This window comes from Blastococcus saxobsidens, assembly GCF_002938435.1.
In the GTDB taxonomy this organism is placed as follows: Bacteria; Actinomycetota; Actinomycetes; order Mycobacteriales; family Geodermatophilaceae; genus Blastococcus; species Blastococcus saxobsidens.
On record NZ_POQT01000004.1, the window covers coordinates 25524 to 45029 of the forward strand.

A 19506-nucleotide genomic window follows, 5' to 3' on the forward strand; every position below is an offset into this window, starting at 1 on the left:
GTCTCAGCCGGCGACGATGCGTGGCACCGGCCGGTCGGCTCCCGTGGGGGCGCCCCGCCCGGCTGCCTCCTCCTCCGACACCGGCCGCACGACCGCGCCCTCGGTGATCAGCCCGCCGCCGAAGACCGCGGCGTTGATGCCGCCCCGGTGCACCATCGCCTTGACCAGCTTCAGCCCGGTCAACCGCTCCAGGTGCGTGCACGGTGGGCAGCGCTTCATCCCGAACAGCAGCGCGTCGCCCACCGCGAACCAGCCACCGACCAGCGCCGGCAGGTCGACGCCGGTCGTCACCAGGTTCCGCCGCGTGTCGCCGGGGGAGAGGTGGGCGCCGACCTCCGCGGCGACGGCGGCGACGTCGTCCTGGTCGATGAGCGTCAGCTGCTTCTCCAGGTCCGGGTACTGCGCCCACGTCCCCCCGCCGAGGGCGTAGCGGTCGCCCTCCAGACCGGCCCCCGGGACCAGCCGGCCGCCCGGCACCCGCCGCATCGGGGAGGCGGCCGCCCCGGTCAGCCAGATCTCGCGCACGGTCCCGGTCACGAGGCCACCGCCGGGCGGGCTCGCGGCCGCCGGGCAGGTGCGTCGTCGGCCCCCCGGGCGTCCAGCGCCTCGCCGACGGTCGCCGCCATCCGCAGCACCTGCACCAGCAGTGGGACGGCCATGCCCCACCGCAGCCGGTAGGCGCCACGGGCGGCCTGTGCCTCCCGGATCCGGGCCGCCCGCTCGGCGACCAGGGGGATGAACCGCAGCGTCATCGCGATCACCAGCCCGATGCGCGCCGGCCGCACACCGAACACCCGCAGCGGCGAGGCCAGCCACTCCACGACGGCCACCAGTGCGGTGACCCGGGTCGTCGCCGTCACCACCGCGGCCGTGACGAGCAGTGCCAGCAGCCGCAGCACCGCGACCGTGCCGGTGCGCAGGTCGGTGGCCAGCAGGTGGAAGACGAAGAGCAGCGCCAGCCAGAGCCAGACCGGGCGCACCTGCACCGCCAGCGCCCGCCACGGCAGCCGGGCTGCTCCGAGCCCGACGGCCAGGGCTCCGACGAGCGCGCCGCCGACCACGGCCGGGCGCTCGGTCAGGAACAGGCCCACGCCGAGGGCAGCCAGCAGCCCCAGCTTGAGCCCGGCCGGCGCCCGGTGCACGACGCTGCGCCCCGGCACGTAGAGGGACAGCATCAGTCCATCCTCGCCACGTACCAGGGCACCGTCTCGGCGGGGGTCCCGTCGGCGGCGACCCGCCCGTCCTCCACCACCAGCACCCGGTCGAAGCCGGCCAGCAGGTCCAGGTGGTGGGTGACCACGACGACGTCCTGCTCCAGCTCGTCGATGACCCGTGCGACCCGCCGCGTGTTGGCCAGGTCCAGCAGGGTCGTCGGCTCGTCGAACACGATCCGCTGCGGCCGCATGGCCAGCACGCCGGCGATCGCCAGCAGCTGCTTCTGCCCACCGGAGAGCAGGTGCGCGGGGTGGTCGCGGTGCCCGGCCAGGCCGTAGCGGTCGAGCATCTCCTCGACCCGCCGCGCGATCTCCTCGGCCGGCACGCCCTGGTTCTGCGGTCCGAACGCGAGGTCCTCGGCGACCGTGGGGTGCACGATCTGCGCATCCGGGTCCTGGAAGACGAACCCCACCCGCCGGCGCACCGCCCGGACCTGGGTGCGGGTGTCCAGGCCGTCGACCAGCACGCTGCCCGACGTCGGCACGACGAGACCGTTGAGCAGCCGCGCGAACGTGCTCTTGCCGGAGCCGTTGGCGCCGATCACGCCCACCCGCCGCTCGGTGAGGGTCAGCGAGACGCCGGAGAGCACGGTGCGGTCGCCGTACTCGTGCCCGACGTCCCGCAGGTCGATCCCGGCGCCGGGCGTGGCCGCGGGCTCCTCGGCGCCCGCCTCGGGGCGCCGTCGCCACCGCACGCGGGTCAGCTCGCGGTGGCGCGCCGGGACGGCAGCTCGATCACCGGGTAGGCGCGACGCACCGCCACGGCCACGAGGGAGGCGACCACGGCCTTGACCACGTCACCCGGGATGAAGGTGAGCGAGCCGGTGAAGGACGCCCACAGCGGCACGTCGCCGAACAGGCTGGTGAACGGGATGCCGATCGCGTAGATCACGAGGATCCCGCCGATCAGGTTGGCCACCAGCGCCCACGCCAGGTTGAACCGCCGCCAGAACAGCTGGGTCAGCAGGCCGATGACGAATGCCGCGATGGGCCAGCTGTACAGGTAGCCGGCGGTCGGGCCGGCGAAGACGCTCAGGCCCCCGCGGCCGCCGGACAGCAGCGGCGCCCCCATGGCCACCAGGGCCAGGAAGACCAGCAGCGCCAGGCCGCCCCGCTTGGCGCCCAGCACGGACCCGGCGAGCATCACCCCGAGGGTCTGTGCCGTGATCGGCACGGGGAAGCCGGGCACGTTCACCGGCGGCAGCAGACCCAGCACCGCGACGATCGCGGCGAAGAGGGCGACGTAGGCGAGATCCCTGGACTTCACGCGGCGGAAGGTACCGGAGCCTGCCGGCACGGCCGTCCTGCAGGGGCCCGTCGCGAGCCTGCGAGCGAGCGGGGGGCAGGGAAGTCCTTCTTCACGCCTGCAGCCACACCGCCGTGTCGGCGGGCACCGTCCCGCCGTCCACCGGGCCGCTGGCGAGCAGCACCCGGCCCTCTGGGAGCGGCACCTCGGCACCGGACAGGTTCACCAGGCAGACCAGCCCACCGGGACGGCGGAAGGCGACACAACGGTCGGGTGCCTGTAACCACTGCACGTCCTCCCCGCTGAACCCGGAGGAGGACCTGCGGAGCGCCAGTGCCCTCCGGTACAGCGACAGCATCGAACCGTCGTCGTCGCGCTGGGCGGCGGCGGTCAGCGGACCCCAGCCCTCCGGCATGGGCAGCCAGGTGTCCGGGCGCGTGGAGAAGCCGTAGGAGGGCTCGGTGCCCGACCACGGGACCGGGATCCGGCAGGCGTCCCGCCCGCGCTCGGCGCCCCCGGAGCGGAACCAGATCGGGTCCTGCAGCACCGCGTCGGGCAGGTCGACGTCGGGCATGCCGAGCTCGTCGCCGTTGTAGAGGTAGGCGGCTCCCGGGAGCGCCAGCTGCAGCAGCGCGGCCGCCCGGGCCCGGCGCGTGCCGAGCTCACCGTCGCCGTACCGGGTGACGTGCCGCGGCCGGTCGTGGTTGGACAGCACCCAGCAGGCCGGTGCCGGGGTCCCGGCGACGGCGGCCAGCGAGTGGGTGATCGCGTCACGCAGGCCCTCGGGCGTCCACTCCGCCGTCAGCAGCTTGAAGTTGAACGCCAGCTGCAGCTCGTCCTCGCGTAGGTACTGGGCCAGCCGTTCGTCGTCGGACACCCACACCTCGCCGACGGCCATCGTCCCCGGGTACTGGTCGAGCACCGCCCGGATGCGCCTGTGCACCACGTGCACGCCGTCCTGGTCGAACCGGTGGTCACCGGGGCCGTGGTCGTCCAGCAGGCCGGTGTCGTCCATCGGCACCATGTCGGGAAGCCCCTCGGGCTTGGCCATCCCGTGGGCGACGTCGATCCGGAAGCCGTCGACCCCGCGGTCGAGCCAGAAGCGCATCGTCTCCTCGAGGTCGGCGACCACCTCCGGGTTGGCGAAGTTCAGGTCCGGCTGCTCGGGCGCGAAGATGTGCAGGTACCACTGCCCGTCCGGCACGCGGGTCCAGGCGGGGCCGCCGAACACCGACGGCCAGTTGTTCGGGGGCTCGGCGCCGTCGGGTCCGCGGCCGTCCCGGAACAGGTAGCGCGCCCGCTCGGGGGATCCCGGGGCCGCGGTCATCGCGGCCTGGAACCACTCGTGGTCGTGCGAGCTGTGGTTGGGCACCAGGTCGACGGTCACGCGGATGCCCAGGGCGTGCGCCTCGGCGAGCATCGCGTCGAACTCCGCCAGGTCGCCGAACACCGGCTCGACGTCGCGCGGATCGGCCACGTCATAGCCGTGGTCGGCCATCGGGGAGGGGTAGAACGGCGTGATCCACAGCGCGTCGACGCCCAGATCGGCCAGGTAGGGCAGCCGAGCCCGGATGCCGGCCAGGTCACCGACGCCGTCACCGTTGCCGTCGGAGAAGCTGCGGATGTAGATCTGGTAGAAGACCGCGTCCCGCCACCACGGAAGGACCTCGTCCCCCTCACCCCTCGCAGGCTCGGGGCGAGCCTCTGGACGAGGCCGGGACAGGGCGGTGTTCGGCGTCAGGGTCACCGGGCTCCTCGGAGATCGTGGACGAGCAGGGCGTGGTTGGCGGCATCTCGTGCGCGGGTCCTACCCCGGCACGGCGCGGAGGAGGTGAACTCACGGCAGCGCGCCGCGGTGGGTTCAGGCGTCGGCCGGGAAACGGTTCTGCATGCTGTGCGCCGCCATCTCGAGGTATGCCCAGAGGGTCGCGTCCTGCTCCGGGGGCAGGTCGAGGGAGTCGACGGCGTCGCGCATGTGCGTGAGCCACGCGTCCCGCTCGACCGGCCCGATCGCGAACGGGGCGTGCCGCATGCGCAGGCGTGGGTGCCCGCGCTGCTCGGAGTAGGTAGCCGGCCCGCCCCAGTACTGCTCGAGGAAGCCGCGCAGCCGCGTCTCGGCGCCCTCCCAGTCGTCCTGGGGGTACATGGGCTGCAGCACCGGGTCGGTGCGGACGGCGGCGTAGAAGCGCTGCACGAGGGCGCGGAAGGTGGGCTCGCCGCCGACCTCGTCGTAGAAGGTCCGCGCCGACGGCAGGGACCGCCTCGACTCGCTCATGCGCCTGATGCTCCCTCAGCCTCGGCCGCCACGGGCGCGGGGTCCCGCGTCCGCCGATAGGCCATCAGCGCCGGGGCGACCGCGATCATTCCGAACCCGCCGGCGACGGCCACCACCACCGACGGGTCGACGGCCTCGGCGGCCAGCCCCGACACCAGCGCGCCGATGCCCTGGATGCCGGCCAGGCCGCTGGCCGCCACGCCGAACGCGCGGCCGCGGTAGGCGCTCGGCACCGCCTGAACGAAGGCGACGTTCAGCGGGATCGTCCACGCGCTGGCCAGCCCGGACACGAAGAGCAGCCCGACCAGCACCCAGAAGGTGGCCGCGCCCGGGCCTGCCAGCACGACCACGAGGCCACCGGCCAGGACCGGCAGCAGCGACAGCACCACCAGCGGGGCGACCAGCCGCTCCCGCCGTTCCGGGGCCACCAGCCGGGCGATCACCAGCCCGCCGATGGTCAGGCCCAGCGGGTTGGCCGCCAGCAGGATGCCGACCGCCGTCACCCCCTGGCCGATCTCGTCGACCAGCGGAGCCGCGATGCCCTCGGGGGCGTAGAGGAAGCCGGTGGTCAGCCAGGCCACCGCGACGATGGCGAGCAATCGAGGGCTCTGGCCGATGAAGCGCAGCCCCTGGGCGGCGTCCCGCCACAGCGACGTCGGAGCGTCCGCCCCGCCGGCCGGCGCCGGGCGCCGCTGCAACCGGCTCCACAACCAGAGGGCCGACAGCAAGAACGTGGCGGCGTCCACGAGCAGCGCGGTGCTCGGCGAGAAGACGGCGAGCAGCGCGCCGCCGGCGAGGAAGCCGCCCACCTGGGCCAGTTGCACCGTGATCCCGGTCAGCGACGTGGCGACGGCGTAGCGGTCCCCGTCGAGCACGTCGGCCATCAGCGCGGAACGGGCTGCCTCGAACGGGGGCGCGCAGAGGCCGACGACGAACAGCAGGGCGAGCAGCAGCCACAGGGGTACGCCGGGGATGGCCATGAGGGCGACCAGCACCGCGCGGCCGGCATCGGTGGCGATGAGCACCTGGTGGCGGGGGAAACGGTCGGCGAGCACGGAGAGCAGCGGCCCGCCGAACAGCCAGGGCAGGTAGCCGATGGCGAAGGTGAGCGCGGCGAGCAGCGGTGAGTCGGTGCGCGCGTAGACGAGCACCGTGAGGGCCACGCGGGCCAGCTCGTCGCCGGCGGCTGAGAGCAGGTAGGTCCCGAACAGCGGGCGGAACTCCGGCACCGCGAAGACCTCGCGGAAGGTCGCCTGCCGGACCGGCGCGCGGGCGGTCCCGTCGTCCGGCGCCCTCGCGCTCAGCGGTTCACCGATCCGGTGCCGGAGGGGCTGCCGGCCAGCGGAAGCTGTGGGCGGGAGCCCTCTGCGACGACCCGCAGCAGCAGCGACCGCCGGAGCCGGCGGGCCGCGCCCTCGACCGAGGGCGGGGCGTCCGCCGCCGGCACGGTCGGTGGTCCGGTCATCACGGGGAATCTTTACAGGTCGACGCAGTCTCGTCAGCTTCCGGAACGGGGCGTGTTCCGCAGCTGACGGTGCGCCATCTCAGCTGGTGAGACCGGTGTGCGCGGCCAGGAAGCCCAGCTGATCGGCGGCGAGGCCCACCGTTCGGCTGACGGCCCGCGCACCGTGCCCCACGGACGTCTCCCGGCGCAGCACGATCGGCGCGTCCGCCGCGGTGGCGTGCTGCAGGGCGGCGGCCAGCTTCCGTCCGTGCAACGGGTCGACCCGGGTGTCGGACTCGAACGTCGTGATGAGCACCGCCGGGTAGGCCGTCCCCTCGCGGACGGCGTGGTACGGCGAGTAGCCGAGCAGCCAGCCGAGCTCGACCGGGTCCTCGGCCGTGCCGTACTCGTCGTTCCAGGTGCGGCCCAGGCCGAAGAGCTCGTACCGGACCATGTCCAGGAGCGGGGCGCTGCAGACGACGGCGGCCGCGAGGTCCGGGCGCTGGGTGAGCGTGGCGCCGACCAGCAGCCCGCCGTTGGACCCGCCCATCACCGCCAGCTGCTCGTGCGTCGTCCAGCCCTGGGCGACCAGGTGCTCGCCGGCCGCCGCGAAGTCGTCGAACACGTTCTGCTTGCGCTCCCGCATACCGGCGCGGTGCCACTCCTCGCCGTGCTCGGAGCCGCCGCGCAGGTTCGCGACCACCCACACCCCTCCGGCGGCCACCCAGGACAGCGTCTGCGCCGAGTAGCCGGGCGTGAGCGAGACGTTGAAGCCGCCGTAGCCGTAGAGCACGGTCGGACGCGGGCGGTCGGCGGCGCCGTCTGCCGACAGCACGAACAGGTGCACCGGGGTGCCGTCCTCGCTCGTCGCGTGCGTCTCGACGACGGTCAGCGCCGGCACCTCACCCGTGACCGGTGCCTGCTCCCAGGTGGTGAGCTCGCCGGGCGCGGCGGCGTCCCAGCGCAGCACCGACGGCGGCGTCGCGTAGTCGGTGTAGCCCACCCAGGCGGTGGTGCCGCCCTGCGGTGGGGCGCTGACCCCCGAGATGCTGCCGGATCCGGGCGCCGGGACCTCGGCCAGCCTGCCGGGGGACGAGGAGCCGGGGCCCGCCCAGACCGACAGCCGGTCCGTCGCGTCGACGGCGTGCACGGCGAGCACCCGCAGGTCGCCGTACGGGCCGTCGACGAGCGCGACGTCGGACAGCACCGCGCCGTCCTGCTGCGGGACGACGTCCCGCCAGGCCTCCGGTGCCCAGGTCGCGGGGTCGGCGGGATCGGCGACGGCCAGCCGCCAGCGCGGGGTGCCGCGGTCGCTCATCAGCCAGAGCCGCCCGTCGCGGGCCACCCACGCCGCGGTCTGCGCGTCGACGCCGACCTGGAGCTCGCGCAGCGCGGCGTCGCCGGCCAGATCGGCGAGCCACACGTCGTCGCGCGGGGCGGTGCCGGCCGACGCGGAGACGACCAGCCAGCGGCCGTCGGCGCTGGTGCGGACGCCGTAGTAGTTGGTCGGGTCGAGGCCCTCGCCGTGGACGAGGACGTCGTCGGCCGGGTCGCCGCCCACGCGGTGGCGCCACACCCGGCGGTGGAACTGCTCCTCGCCGGCCGGTACCTGCTCCGGCGCCAGCCGGCGGACGTAGAAGAGCTCCTCGCCGCCGGGCAGCCAGCCGACGGGGGAGTAGCGGCACCGGTCGACCGGGCCGTCGAGCACCTCGCCGGTGGCGACGTCCAGCACGTAGAGCTTCGACTCCTCGTCCCCGCCGGTGCTCACCTGGTAGGCGAGCCGGTCGCCCTCCCACGACGGCGACCACGCGTCGAGGGTCGTCGTCCCCTCGGGGTCCAGGGCCATCGGGTCGACCAGCACCCGGACGGCGCCGTCGGCCTCGCGGACCCGCAGCACCGCGTGCTCCTGGCCGGGGTCGCGGCGGGTCGAGAAGGCGCGGTCGCCGCGCCAGACCGGCACGCCGACGGCGCCCGCGTGCACCAGCTGCTCCAAGCGCTCGGCGAACCGGGCGCGCAGCGGCAGGTCGGCCAGCACTTCGCCGGCCAGCGCGTCCTGCGCCCGCGACCACTCCTGGGTCCGGGGGTCGGCCGGGTCCTCCAGCCACCGGTAGGGATCGGCGACGCGGTGGCCGTGCAGGTCGTCGACGAGGTCCAGGCGCGGGGCGTCCGGGTAGCGCATTCCCGGCACGCTAGTCGCGGCCGCCGACACCCCGCCGGGGACGCCGGGCGGACGGCCGCGACATCCCACTGCGCCGACCTGGGTCGCGCGGGTCAGAATGGGGCTGCCCGCGGGTCGCACAGCACCCGGTGGTCCGGGGCGTCCGGAGGTGATCCGTGCCGCGTTCTGCGCCCGGGTCGTCGACGGCGGGTCACCCAGGCCCGCGTCGCGACCCCGTCCCGCCGCTCGTCCCCGTGCCCGCGCCCGCCACCACCGCGGCGACTCTCCTGCTCAACGCCACGTACGAGCCGTTGTGCGTGGTGTCCAGCAGGCGGGCCATCGTGCTGGTCCTGGCCGCCAAGGCGGAGTCGGTCGACGTCGCCCCCGACGTCGTGCACTCCGAGTCGGTCAGCCTGGCGGTACCCGTCGTCGCCCGGCTCACCCGCTACGTGCGGGTGCCCTACCCGGCGTCGGTGCCGCTGTCCCGGCGGGCGGTGTTCACCCGGGACGCGCAGACGTGCGTGTACTGCGGCAGCTCGGCCACGAGCATCGACCACGTCGTGCCGCGCAGCCGCGGTGGCACGCACACCTGGGACAACGTCGTGGCCGCCTGTCGGCGCTGCAACCACACCAAGGCCGACCGCTCGCTGGCCGAGCTCGGCTGGAAGCTGCCGCACCCGCCGCACACCCCGAGCGGGGCGGCCTGGCGGCTGCTCGGCACCCGCACCGTCGACCCGCGCTGGCGCGAGTGGCTGGGCGTCCCGGAGAGCGTCAGCGCCTAGCGCCTGCCGCTAGCGTCCCGACCCGTGACCCGGTTGCACGACCTCACCGCGCTCGAGCAGGCCGCTGCCATCCGGGCGAAGGAGGTGAGCCCGACCGAGCTGGTGGAGCACGCCCTCGGCCGCATCGACGCGCTGGACGCCGGGCTCGGGGCCTTCCTCACCGTGACCCCCGAGCGCGCGCTGGCCCGGGCCGCCGAGGCCGAGGCGCGGATCCGCGCGGGCGGGGACCTGCCGCCGCTGCTCGGCGTCCCCACCGCCATCAAGGACCTGAACAACACCGCCGGGGTGCGGACGACGTTCGGCTCCACCGCGCTGGCCGACTTCGTGCCGCAGGTCGACGACGCCGTCGTCACCCGGCTGGCCGCCGCCGGGACGATCAGCGTGGGCAAGACGAACACGCCGGAGTTCGGCTTCCCCTGCTACACCGACAACGACCTCGTCGGCCCGGCCCGCTGCCCGTGGGACACCTCCCGACTGGCCGGCGGCTCCAGCGGCGGGGCCGCGGTGGCCGTGGCCGCCGGGTTCGTGCCCTTCGCCCAGGGCAGCGACGGCGGCGGCTCGATCCGGATCCCGGCGAGCATCAACGGCCTCTTCGGCATCAAGCCCACCCGCGGCCGGATCAGCAACGCCCCCTACGGCAGCGAGGTGACCGGTCTGGGGACCAGCGGGCCGCTCGCGCGGACCGTCCGGGACGCCGCGGCGATGCTCGACGCCATGGCGGGCCCGGAGATCGGTGATCCGTTCTGGGCGCCGCCGCTGCCACCGGGGGAGACGTTCCTGGGCCACGCCGACCGCGAGCCGGGCCGGCTGCGGATCGGGCGGTACACCGAGTCGGCCATGCCCGGCACGGAGCTGGACCCCGAGGTGGCCGGGGCGTTCGAGGACGCCGGCCGACTGCTGGAGTCGCTCGGGCACGTCGTCGAGGACGTGCCGCACGGGTTGCTGGACCCCTCGGTGCTGCCCTCCTTCGAGCACGTCTGGGCGCTGAGCGCCACCACGCTGCCGGTGCCACCGGGCCGGGGCGATCAGCTGCAGCCGCTGACCCGCTGGATGCGGGACCGCGGCCTGGCGCTCTCGGCCCGTGACGCCATGGAGGCGATGTTCGCCCTCCGGGTGTTCTCGCGGCAGTTCCTGCGGGCGACGGCCGGCTTCGACGTGCTGCTCGCGCCGGTGCTGACCATGACGCCGCGGCCGATCGGCTGGTTCGGCGAGGACGGCGAGGGCGCCCCGGACTTCGAGCGGCAGAAGCGCTACGCCTCGTTCACCGCGCTCTTCAACGTCACCGGCCAGCCGGCGGTGAGCGTGCCGCTGCACTGGACGGCCGACGACCTGCCGATCGGGACCATGCTGGTGGGCCGCCCGGCCGACGAGGCGACGCTGGTCTCGCTCGCCGCCCAGCTCGAGGTCGCCCGTCCGTGGGCGGGACGCCACCCCGCCGTCTGGGCCGGGAGCCGGTGAACCCGGGCCGTCCCCGGTAAGTTGTCCGGTGTGTTCGACCTCGAGTGGTATCTCCTCTTCGCCGGCATCCCCCTGGCCATCATCGCCGTCCTGGCGTTGCTGACCCTCAAGCCCGGAGCCGACCGGCGCCCCCGGTACAAGCCGGGGCAGCCGTGGGACCACGCCCCGGTCTGGTACGAGCCGCACCCGGCGCACTCCGGTGGGCACGGCCCGGTGGCCGCGCACGGGCCGGCCGCCGTCCCCGGCAGCGACACCGCGGCGCTGGGCTCCTCGATGTACCCCGAGCAGCCGGGTGAGCGCGCCCTCGACAGCGGCTCCGGTGCCGGCCCCGCCGTCGGCGACGGCCATGTGCCCGGCGGAGCGACCGCCATCCGCGCGACCCAGCCCGCCGGCCCGCTCGGCGGCGCCCGCGGTACCTGGTGACCCTGACCGACGTCCCGACGACGACCCCCGGAGACCGGCGATGACGCGCCCGCTCGAAGTTGACTCCCACGACACCGCGACCGACCGGACCGTCGCCTCCCGCACCGACGAGGGGCGGCAGGACGAGATCTTCACCTTCCGCGAGCTGGCCCGCCTCGACGAGGCGCTGACCATGTCCTCCCGGGAGACCGGCCTGCACTTCACCCTCTACGTGGGTGAGCTGCGCACGCCCACCCGCACGCACGCCGAGGAGCTGCACGCCCGCTCCGGCAGCCACCCGACGGACTCGGTGCTGATCGCCGTGTCGCCCGGCCAGCGGGTGGTCGAGGTGGTCACCGGCGCCGGTGCCGCCCGCCGGCTGCCCGACCGCGCCTGTGCGCTCGCGGTCCTGTCGATGACCAGCTCGTTCGCCTCCGGCGACCTGGTCGGCGGCATCGTGAACGGCCTCCGCCAGCTCTCCGACCAGGCCGGCCACCCGTCGGGGCTGCGCACCCACTGAACGACGACGAAGGCGCCGCACCCCGCGGAGGGGTGCGGCGCCTTCGTCGTTCCGCGAGCTCGCGGGTCCCAGGCGTCAGGTGCCGGCGTCGGCGTCCCGCTCGCGGGCGCGCAGTGCCCGGGCGATGCCGTCCCGGCCCTCGAACACCAGCCGGCGCAGCGCCGGCGGCTGCTCGCTGTCGGCGAGCCAGGCATCGGCGGCCGCGATGGTGCGCGGCTCCACCACCGGCGGGAACAGGTACTGGACGGCGTTCTTCGCGATCTCGCCCGGGCGGCGGTCCCACACCGGCCGGATGTCGGCGAAGTACCGGTCGACGTAGCCGGCCGTCAGCTCGCGCTGGGCGGGGTGCCAGAACCCCTGCAGCAGCGCCTCGTGCACGGCGTTCGGGATCGACTCGTCGGTGAAGGCCTGCTGCCAGGCCTGCTCCTTGGACTCCGCCGTGGGCCGCAGCGCGCGCGCCGTGGCCGCCCGGCGGATGCCGGTGGCCGTGGCGTCCCGCTCGGCCTCGGCGTCGATCTCCGCGTCGCCCGCGGCGCCGATGGCCACCAGCCCGTGCAGGAACGCCCAGCGCGCGTCGGTGTCCACCGTCAGGCCCTCGACGGTCCGGGACCCGTCGAGCAGCCCGCGCAGTGCGGCGGCGTGCTCGTCGGAGCGGGCGGCGCTGGCCAGGGTCCGCGACCAGAGCAGCTGCTGGTCGCTGTCCGCCGGAGCGGTCTCCAGCGCGGCGAGCGCGTGGTCGGCCAGCTGCGCCCATCCGGTGGGGGCCCACTCCGGGTCGGCGAAGGACGACAGCGCGGTCTGCACCCGGGCGAGCAGCGACTGGATGACGCTGCTCTCGCTCTCGGTCACGATTCCGGCCAGCACGAGCTGCACCCACTCGCGGGCGGGCAGCTCGGCGTCGCGGGTCATGTCCCAGGCGGCCGACCAGCACAGCGCCCGGGCCAGCGGGTCGGGCATCGAGCCGATGCGGGCGCGCAGCGTCGTCAGCGAGCGCTCGTCGAGCCGCAGCTTGGCGTAGGTGAGGTCGTCGTCGTTGACCAGCACGAGGTCCGCCGCCGGGTGGCCGACCAGTTCCGGCACCTCGGTGCGCGCGCCGGCGACGTCGAGCTCGATCCGGTGGCTGCGGGTCAGCCCCTCGGGGCCCTCGCTGTAGAGGCCGACGGCCAGCCGGTGGTTGCGCAGCACCGGGTGCTCGGCGACGGCGGTCTGCTCGATCGCGAAGGAGGCGTAGCGGCCGTCCTCGGTCAGCTCGAACACCGGGCGCAGGGTGTTGACCTGGCTGGTGCGCAGCCACTGGTCGGCCCACTCCGACAGGTCGCGGCCGGAGCTCTCCGACAGCGGGCCGAGCAGGTCGACGAGCGTGGTGTTGCCGTACTCGTGCTTGCGGAAGTAGCGGCGCACCCCGGCCAGGAACTCGTCCCGCCCGACGTAGGCGACCAGCTGCTTGAGCACCGAGGCGCCCTTGGCGTAGGTGATGCCGTCGAAGTTCACCTCGACCGCGGCCACGTCGGGGATGTCGGCCGCGATCGGGTGGGTGGAGGGCAGTTGGTCCTGCGCGTACGCCCAGGCCTTCTCGGTGTTGGCGAACGTCGTCCACGCGGTCGTGTACTCGGTGGCCTCCGCCTGGCACAGCGTGCTGATGTAGGTGGCGAAGGACTCGTTGAGCCACAGGTCGTCCCACCAGCGCATGGTCACCAGGTCGCCGAACCACATGTGGCCCAGCTCGTGCAGGATCGTCTCCGCACGCCGCTCGTACCGGGCCCGGCTCACCTTCGACCGGAAGACGTAGTCCTCCAGGAACGTGACCGCCCCGGCGTTCTCCATCGCCCCGGCGTTGAACTCCGGCACGAAGAGCTGGTCGTACTTGTCGAACGGGTACGGGTAGTCGAACACCCGGTGGTAGAAGTCGAAGCCCTGCTTGGTGACCCGGAAGATCTCGTCGGGGTCGAGGAACTCCGCGAGCGAGGCCCGGCAGTACAGCCCGAGCGGGATGTTGTCGTGGGAGTCGGTGACCTTGGCGTACGGGCCGGCGATCAGCGCCACCAGGTAGGTGGAGATCCGCTTCGTGGCGGCGAAGTGGGCCAGCTGCGAGCCGCCCTCGCCCGCCTCGATGGTGCGGTTCCCGCTGTTGGAGATCACCTGCCAGTCGAAGGGCGCCGTCACGTGCAGCGTGAAGGTGGCCTTGAGGTCCGGCTGGTCGAAGCAGGTGAACATCCGCTTCGCGTCGGCCGGCTCGAACTGCGTGTAGAGGTACACCTGGCCGTCGACCGGGTCGAGGAAGCGGTGCAGGCCCTCGCCGCTGTTGGAGTACCGGCAGTCCGCCGTCACCACGAGGGTGTTCTTCTCCGCGAGCCCGGGCAGCGGCAGGCCGCCGTCCTCCGTGTACGCGCTCACGTCGAGCTCGGTGCCGTTCAGCGTGGCGGAGAGGACGTTCTCGGCCACGAGGTCGATGGAGGTGTCCGCGCCGGCCTGGCGGGCGGTGAACTCCACGGTCGTGGTGGAGCGGAAGGTGCGGTCGCCGGGGTGGCCGGCGCCGTCGGTCACGTCGAGCTGGATGTCGTAGCTCTGGACGGCGAGCAGCTCCGCGCGGGCCGCGGCATAGGTACGGGTCAAGTTGGGGACAGCCACGTCGGCAGCTTGTCATGGGCCGGTGCAGCTCCGCCCGCCCGTGCATTCCGGGGAGTGGGCGCGGGGGAACAAGCGCCGGGCAGACGGACTTGGCAGGACCGGACGACGCCGGGTCCCCCGTCCCGGCCGATCAACGAGGAGAACGCATGACCGAGGCAGTGCAGAGCGCCCCCACCAAGGCCCGCGTGGACTTCTGGTTCGACCCGCTGTGCCCGTGGGCCTGGCTGACCAGCCGCTGGGTGCTCGAGGCCGCCAAGGTGCGCGAGATCGACCTCCACTGGCACGTCATGTCGCTCGCGGTGCTCAACCGCGGGCGGGACCTGCCCGAGGACTACCAGGAGATGATGAAGAAGGCGATCGGCCCGGTGCGGGTGGCGATCGCGGCCGCGCAGCAGCACGGCGACGAGGTGCTAGGTGACCTCTACACCGCGATGGGCACCCTCCGGCACCACGAGGAGCTCGAGCTCGACGAGCTCATCGCCCCCGCCCTGGAGCGCGTCGGCCTGCCGGCCGAGCTGGCCGCCGCCGCGGAGTCGACCGAGTACGACGAGGTCCTGGAGAAGAGCCACCACGCGGGCATGGACCCGGTGGGCGACGATGTCGGCACCCCGGTCATGCACATCGACGGCGTGGCCTTCTTCGGGCCGGTCATCAGCAAGGTGCCCACGGGTGAGGACGCCGGCAGGGCGTTCGACGGTGCGGTCCTGCTAGCCAATCTGCCGGACTTCTGGGAGCTCAAGCGCACCCGCAGCACCGGGCCGGACATGTCCTCGGTGCCGGCCGACGCCCTGGAGCTCACCCGCTCCCGCTGACGGAGCATCCCACCCGGCAGAAAGTGCACTTACCGCCCGGCGGTAAGTGCACGAAACGCCGGTACAAGGGGTGCGGCATGCTGTCGGCGTGCCGCACCCCACCCGTCAGCGCATCTTCATCTCCGGTGCCAGCGCCGGCCTCGGCGAGGGCATGGCCCGCCGCTTCGCAGCCATGGGCCGCGACCTCGCGCTCTGCGCCCGCCGGGTCGACAGGCTGGAGGCGCTGCGCGAGGAACTGCTCGCCGCGCACCCCGGCATCCGCGTCGAGGTGGCCGCGATGGACGTCGACGACCCCGAGTCGGTGGCCACCGTGCTGCCCGAGCTTGCCGACCGGCTCGGCGGCCTGGACCGGGTGATCGTCAACGCCGGCATCGGCAAGGGCGCCTCCGTCGGCACCGGCAAGGCGCGGGCCAATCGGGCCGTCCTGCTCACCAACGTGCTCGGCTCGCACGCCCAGTGCGAGGCTGCGATGGAGCTCTTCCGCGCGCAGGGCATGGGCCACCTGGTGCTGATCTCCTCGGTCGCCTCCGTGCGCGGCATGCCCGGCAGTCGGACGGCGTACGGCGCGAGCAAGGCCGCCCTGAACGCGTTGGCCGAGGGCATCCGCTCCGACGTCTACGGCTCGCAGATCGTCGTCTCGGCGATCCTGCCCGGCTACATCGCCACCGACATCAACGTCGGTCGCCGCGGACCCTTCACCGTCGGCCTGGACAAGGGCGTCACGGCGCTCACCGAGAGCATCGAGCGGGAGCCGGTGCGCGGCTACGTGCCCGTGTTCCCGTGGCGCCCGGTGGCCGGCCTGCTCCGCGTCCTCCCGCTGTCGGTCGTCCGCCGCCTCACCGGCTCCTAGGCCCCGTCCGGAGGCTCGCCACGAGCTCGCGAGTGGTGAGGGGACGGGGTCCTTCTGCTACCAGCAGATCCGCATGGGTCGGCCGCGTCGGTCGGTGGCGCCGTCCCCGACGCACTCGCCCTCGCCGCCGGCCAGGCGCGCGGCGGACCACGCAGCGGCACAGGCGTCCAGCGCGTCGACCAGCGGGATGTCCGGGGGTGCGGCCGCCAGGCCGTCGAGCACATCCATCCACCGGCCGAGCGCCCGTAGCCGCTGGGCCTGGCCCGGCGCCGTGGCCTTGCGGTCCCGCACCCGGCTGTCCATTCCACGGAAGGTCAGTTCGGGGTGCACCTCCACCACGCGACTCGCGGGCGGGTCCCCGAGCGCGTCGTCGACCTGCCGGATCGAGGCCGTCAGTTGCCAGGCCTGCGCCGAGAGGGACTTGCCCGACGCGGCTACCGAGATGCGCCGAGCCTCCTCGTACGAGCCGGCGCCGAGCACGGGCCGCACAGGGGCGGGGAACACGGACGACGCCGCGCCGAACGGGCTCAGCAGCCGCCGGGCCTCGACGTCGCATGCGCGCGAGCCGTCGTCCGACAGCCCGATCGGCATGTCGATCGCGACCAGCTCCACGTCGGGGACGGCGAGGACGGCAGCGACGTCGTCCAGGACCAGCAGCTCCACCGTGCGGTCGGCCAGCTTCGCACCCACCCAGCGTCCCCGCCAGCCGTCGACCCCCAGGACCGCCATGCGGCCAGCCTGTCAAACTGCTCGTCATGCGCGTCTTCGTCGGTACCGACCACGCCGGCCTCGAGTTCAAGGACCACCTGAAGAAGGTGCTGGCCGAGGCCGGGCACGAGCCGGTCGACTGCGGCGCCTTCGAGTACGACGCCCAGGACGACTACCCGCCGTTCTGCTTCGAGGTCGGGGAGCGGACGGTGACCGAGCCCGGCTCGCTCGGCGTCGTCATCGGCGGCTCGGGCAACGGCGAGCAGATCGCGGCGAACAAGGTGCCCGGCGTGCGGGCCGCCCTGGTCTGGAACACCGCCACCGCGCAGCTGGCCCGCCAGCACAACGACGCCAACGTCGTCAGCATCGGCGCCCGGCAGCACTCCGTGGAGGAGGCGACCGAGCTGGTGCTCGAGTTCCTCCGGACGCCGTTCAGCGGCGACGAGCGGCACATCCGCCGGATCAGCCTGATCAGCGACTACGAGCGCGATCGGCACCGCCCGGCCGGCGGACTGCCCACCCGGTGAGCTGATGGAACGGGCCCGCTGCAGGGACCCGCGCCGAGCGGAGCGAGGTGTGGGGGGCAGCGGGGTCCTTCTTCAGAAGTCCTCCGACGCCGCGGGTGCGACCGGCCAGCCGAACGCGGTGCTGGCCAGCGTGACCGCGCCGGGGCTCACCTCGGTCACCCGGCCGGCGCCCTGCAGCGTGGCCAGCGAGACGCCCCCGAGGTAGGCCGAGGACAGCGCCTCGATCCCCAGCACGAGGTCCGGGTCGCGGTCGGTCCGGCCGCAGTACGCGCCCGCCGGGTGGCCGGACAGCCGCCAGCGGCCGTCGTTCCACGGGCAGAACGGGTCGCGCACCTCCAGCACGAGGTCGATCGGCGCCGGGTAGCGGCGGGCCGCCAGTGCGCGGCCGACGTCGACCAGCCGCACCCAGAGCGCGTCCACGGGGTGGGCGTGGAGGGCGCGGGAGTCGTGCAGCAGGTGCCGCAGCGGATCGCCGGACCCGGCGTCGGGCACCCGGACGGTGCGGACCAGGTCGATGGCGAGCAGGAACTTCCAGAGCGCGGCGTACGCGGCCGGTGAGGTGGCCCGCACGTCCTCGACGGTGAGCGTGCTCTCCGGCTCGCCCGCGTCGCTCCACGCCGCCTTGACCCGGTACGAGGCGTACCCGGTCACCGCGCCGTCGGCCTCGGTGTGCAGGGCGTACTGGCGGGCGGTGGCGCCGTGCCGCTGCTCCGGGTCGTCGACGAGGGCGCGGGTCCACCACCGGGCGTCGCGCGCGGTGTTGCCGGGCACGAACCGCCGCACCGCCTCGTGCACGGCCGCCGCGGGCGCCCGGAACTCCTCCTCCTCGACCACCCGGACGCGCCCGCTGCCGGTGTCGACGTCGCCCCGGAGGCGCAGCCGTTCGGTCCGCCCCGACCAGCCGCCCTTCCAGGACGCCGGGCCGTAGCCGAACCGGCCGTAGATCGAGGCCTCCGCCGCCCAGAGCGCGGCCACCGGCTCCCGCTCCTGCTCGTGCAGCTCGGTCAGCTGCCGGCGCATCATCGCGGTGAGGATGCCCCGCCGGCGGTGGGTGGGGGAGACGGTCACCCAGGTGACGCCGGCCGTGGGCACCACCGCGCCGGGCACCGTCATCTGCAGGCTGTAGATGCCCGACGTCGCCACGAGCCGGCCCTCGTCCACCAGGCCCAGCGACCGGTCCAGCTCCGCCACCGGCGAGGGGGTCTCCTGGTAGGGGCCCGAGGGCACCTCCCCGAACGCCGTGCCGAGGGCGCGATTGAGCGCCGGCCACTCGTCGGGAGTGAGGGGGCGCAGCTGGGAGGAGACGTCGTCGGCCACGGGTCGTGTCTACCTGGCGGGTGGGACATGCGGCCAACCGATATCGAAGCGGGAGGATCACGGGATGACGCGGAGCTGGGGAGAGACGATGACCGGCATCGCCGAGCGGCTGCGGGCCACCACCGGCGAGGACGTCGCGACCTGGAACGAGCGGGTCCGCGGGACCGGGCTGGGCAGCGAGCCGGAGGTGCGCGCCTGGCTGGCCGAGCGGGGCATCACCGGCTACGCCCAGATGATGCTCGTGATGGAGCGGTTCGGTTACCCGGACTTCCTCACCGCCTCCGCCGACGACCTGATCGACGCCCAGTACGCCGACCGGCCCGCGCTGCGACCGGTCTTCGACGCCGTGGTCTCGGCCGCGCTGGGCCTGGGCGAGATGCACGTGCAGGCCCGCAAGGGCTACGTCCCGATGGTCGGCCCACGGCGCACCTTCGCCGTCCTGCAGGCCTCCACGAGGAGCCGGCTGGACCTGGGCCTGCGGCTCGACCACCGCGAACCGGTCGGGCGGCTGCTGCCCGCGCGCAGCGTCGGCAACCGCGACTGCGCCGTCCGGATCGCGCTGGGCTCGGTGGAGGACGTCGACGAGGAGGTCCTCGCCCTGCTCGCCGAGGCGTACCGCGAGAACCTCTGAGGTCGCCCGCGCGGTGTCATGCTGCGCCGATGGATCCGGAGCAGCGGCCGATCGGCTGGTGGGTGAAGCGCCTGGACACCCTGCTGGACGAGGCGGTCGACGCCGTCGTCGCCGGCGAGGAGCTGACCCGCCGGCACTGGCAGGTGCTGCACTCGCTCGCGGAGGGGTCGGTGCACGAGCCCGCCCTGCACGCCACCCTCGCCGACTTCGGGGCCCCGGGTGAGCTGGCCGTCGTGGTCGCCGACCTGATCGGCCGCGGCTGGGCGATGTCGGGAGGCGGCGTCGTGTCGCTGACCGCGGACGGCACCCTCGCGCACGACCGGGTGTCGCGCGCGGTGGGGCGGGTCCGGCGGCACGTCGCCGACGGGCTGTCCCGCCAGGAGTACGAGCGCACCGTGCTGGTGCTCAGCCGGATGGTCGAGAACGTCGAGCGGGCGCTCGGCCGGCGCTGAGCCGGGTGGCCGCGCACCGGCGGGGTCGGCACCGACGACCGGCCCCCTCCCTGGCTAGGGTCGACCGCTGACCGCGCCGTCG

21 protein-coding genes are annotated in these 19506 nt (G+C 74.2%); 9 read left to right on the forward strand and 12 right to left on the reverse strand.

The features are described from left to right. Positions 1-3: 3 nt before the first annotated feature. The 9 genes from C5507_RS03470 to C5507_RS03505 form a co-directional block, all read right to left on the reverse strand. On the reverse strand, positions 4-537 hold the full coding sequence (locus C5507_RS03470; RefSeq protein ID WP_242610928.1) for an MOSC domain-containing protein: 534 nt from the start codon (positions 535-537) through the stop codon (positions 4-6). After that, positions 534-1175, reverse strand: a complete 642-nt coding sequence (locus tag C5507_RS03475; protein WP_104527152.1) for an energy-coupling factor transporter transmembrane component T family protein — start codon at positions 1173-1175, stop codon at positions 534-536. The genes C5507_RS03470 and C5507_RS03475 overlap by 4 nt, the downstream gene beginning before the upstream one ends. After that, positions 1175-1909, reverse strand: coding sequence for an energy-coupling factor ABC transporter ATP-binding protein (locus tag C5507_RS03480; protein WP_104527153.1), 735 nt, complete (start codon positions 1907-1909; stop codon positions 1175-1177). Before C5507_RS03480 ends, C5507_RS03475 begins: the two co-directional genes overlap by 1 nt. Positions 1910-1914: 5 nt before the next feature. Further along, positions 1915-2481, reverse strand: a complete 567-nt coding sequence (locus C5507_RS03485) for a biotin transporter BioY (RefSeq protein ID WP_104527269.1) — start codon at positions 2479-2481, stop codon at positions 1915-1917. 91 nt (positions 2482-2572) lie between these two features. After that, positions 2573-4207, reverse strand: coding sequence for a glycoside hydrolase family 13 protein (locus C5507_RS03490; protein ID WP_242610929.1), 1635 nt, complete (start codon positions 4205-4207; stop codon positions 2573-2575). A gap of 114 nt (positions 4208-4321) precedes the next feature. Continuing rightward, positions 4322-4735: a globin gene (locus tag C5507_RS03495; RefSeq protein WP_104527154.1), complete on the reverse strand. Its 414-nt coding sequence runs from the start codon at positions 4733-4735 to the stop codon at positions 4322-4324. Further along, positions 4732-5964 (reverse strand): MFS transporter, encoded by a 1233-nt coding sequence (locus C5507_RS03500; protein WP_242610930.1) that lies wholly within the window; start codon positions 5962-5964, stop codon positions 4732-4734. The genes C5507_RS03495 and C5507_RS03500 overlap by 4 nt, the downstream gene beginning before the upstream one ends. 71 nt (positions 5965-6035) lie before the next feature. Beyond that, positions 6036-6200: a hypothetical protein gene (locus C5507_RS22105; protein WP_158657497.1), complete on the reverse strand. Its 165-nt coding sequence runs from the start codon at positions 6198-6200 to the stop codon at positions 6036-6038. Between the two features lie 79 nt (positions 6201-6279). Further along, the gene (locus tag C5507_RS03505; RefSeq protein WP_104527155.1) at positions 6280-8358 is read right to left on the reverse strand and encodes a prolyl oligopeptidase family serine peptidase; all 2079 of its coding nucleotides are present in this window, start codon (positions 8356-8358) and stop codon (positions 6280-6282) included. Between the two features lie 233 nt (positions 8359-8591). Between C5507_RS03505 and C5507_RS03510 the strand changes: the two genes are divergently transcribed. From C5507_RS03510 to C5507_RS03525, 4 genes are read left to right on the forward strand one after another with little or no spacing between them, the layout of a single operon-like run. Then, positions 8592-9119, forward strand: a complete 528-nt coding sequence (locus C5507_RS03510; protein WP_104527156.1) for an HNH endonuclease — start codon at positions 8592-8594, stop codon at positions 9117-9119. A gap of 24 nt (positions 9120-9143) precedes the next feature. Next, on the forward strand, positions 9144-10577 hold the full coding sequence (locus C5507_RS03515; RefSeq protein WP_104527157.1) for an amidase: 1434 nt from the start codon (positions 9144-9146) through the stop codon (positions 10575-10577). 30 nt (positions 10578-10607) lie between these two features. Continuing rightward, positions 10608-11000 (forward strand): aa3-type cytochrome oxidase subunit CtaJ, encoded by a 393-nt coding sequence (gene ctaJ / locus C5507_RS03520; protein ID WP_104527158.1) that lies wholly within the window; start codon positions 10608-10610, stop codon positions 10998-11000. A gap of 40 nt (positions 11001-11040) precedes the next feature. Beyond that, positions 11041-11499, forward strand: coding sequence for a DUF5130 family protein (locus C5507_RS03525; protein ID WP_104527159.1), 459 nt, complete (start codon positions 11041-11043; stop codon positions 11497-11499). Between the two features lie 75 nt (positions 11500-11574). On the opposite strand, the gene pepN is transcribed toward C5507_RS03525, so the two are convergent. Continuing rightward, positions 11575-14127, reverse strand: a complete 2553-nt coding sequence (gene pepN, locus C5507_RS03530; RefSeq protein ID WP_104527160.1) for an aminopeptidase N — start codon at positions 14125-14127, stop codon at positions 11575-11577. Positions 14128-14273: 146 nt separating this feature from the next. Here pepN and C5507_RS03535 point away from each other — a divergent pair, with 146 nt between their 5' ends. Both C5507_RS03535 and C5507_RS03540 read left to right on the forward strand, forming a co-directional pair. Next, on the forward strand, positions 14274-14939 hold the full coding sequence (locus C5507_RS03535) for a mycothiol-dependent nitroreductase Rv2466c family protein (RefSeq protein WP_104527161.1): 666 nt from the start codon (positions 14274-14276) through the stop codon (positions 14937-14939). 88 nt (positions 14940-15027) lie between these two features. Beyond that, entirely contained in the window at positions 15028-15789 is a 762-nt protein-coding gene (locus C5507_RS03540; protein WP_104527162.1) for an SDR family oxidoreductase, read from the forward strand. 57 nt (positions 15790-15846) lie between these two features. Here C5507_RS03540 and C5507_RS03545 read toward each other — a convergent pair whose 3' ends face one another. Next, positions 15847-16518 (reverse strand): DUF429 domain-containing protein, encoded by a 672-nt coding sequence (locus tag C5507_RS03545; protein WP_104527163.1) that lies wholly within the window; start codon positions 16516-16518, stop codon positions 15847-15849. A gap of 26 nt (positions 16519-16544) precedes the next feature. Here C5507_RS03545 and C5507_RS03550 point away from each other — a divergent pair, with 26 nt between their 5' ends. Beyond that, positions 16545-17024: a ribose-5-phosphate isomerase gene (locus tag C5507_RS03550; RefSeq protein ID WP_104527164.1), complete on the forward strand. Its 480-nt coding sequence runs from the start codon at positions 16545-16547 to the stop codon at positions 17022-17024. Positions 17025-17096: 72 nt separating this feature from the next. Here C5507_RS03550 and C5507_RS03555 read toward each other — a convergent pair whose 3' ends face one another. Beyond that, on the reverse strand, positions 17097-18341 hold the full coding sequence (locus C5507_RS03555) for a GNAT family N-acetyltransferase (RefSeq protein WP_104527165.1): 1245 nt from the start codon (positions 18339-18341) through the stop codon (positions 17097-17099). A gap of 64 nt (positions 18342-18405) precedes the next feature. Between C5507_RS03555 and C5507_RS03560 the strand changes: the two genes are divergently transcribed. Together C5507_RS03560 and C5507_RS03565 are read left to right on the forward strand one after the other, a co-directional pair. Further along, entirely contained in the window at positions 18406-18972 is a 567-nt protein-coding gene (locus tag C5507_RS03560; RefSeq protein WP_104527166.1) for a DUF5655 domain-containing protein, read from the forward strand. Positions 18973-19001: 29 nt separating this feature from the next. Then, positions 19002-19424 carry a MarR family transcriptional regulator gene (locus C5507_RS03565; RefSeq protein ID WP_104527167.1) on the forward strand — a complete coding sequence of 141 codons (423 nt, stop codon included), beginning with the start codon at positions 19002-19004 and terminating at the stop codon, positions 19422-19424. Positions 19425-19506 lie beyond the last annotated feature (82 nt).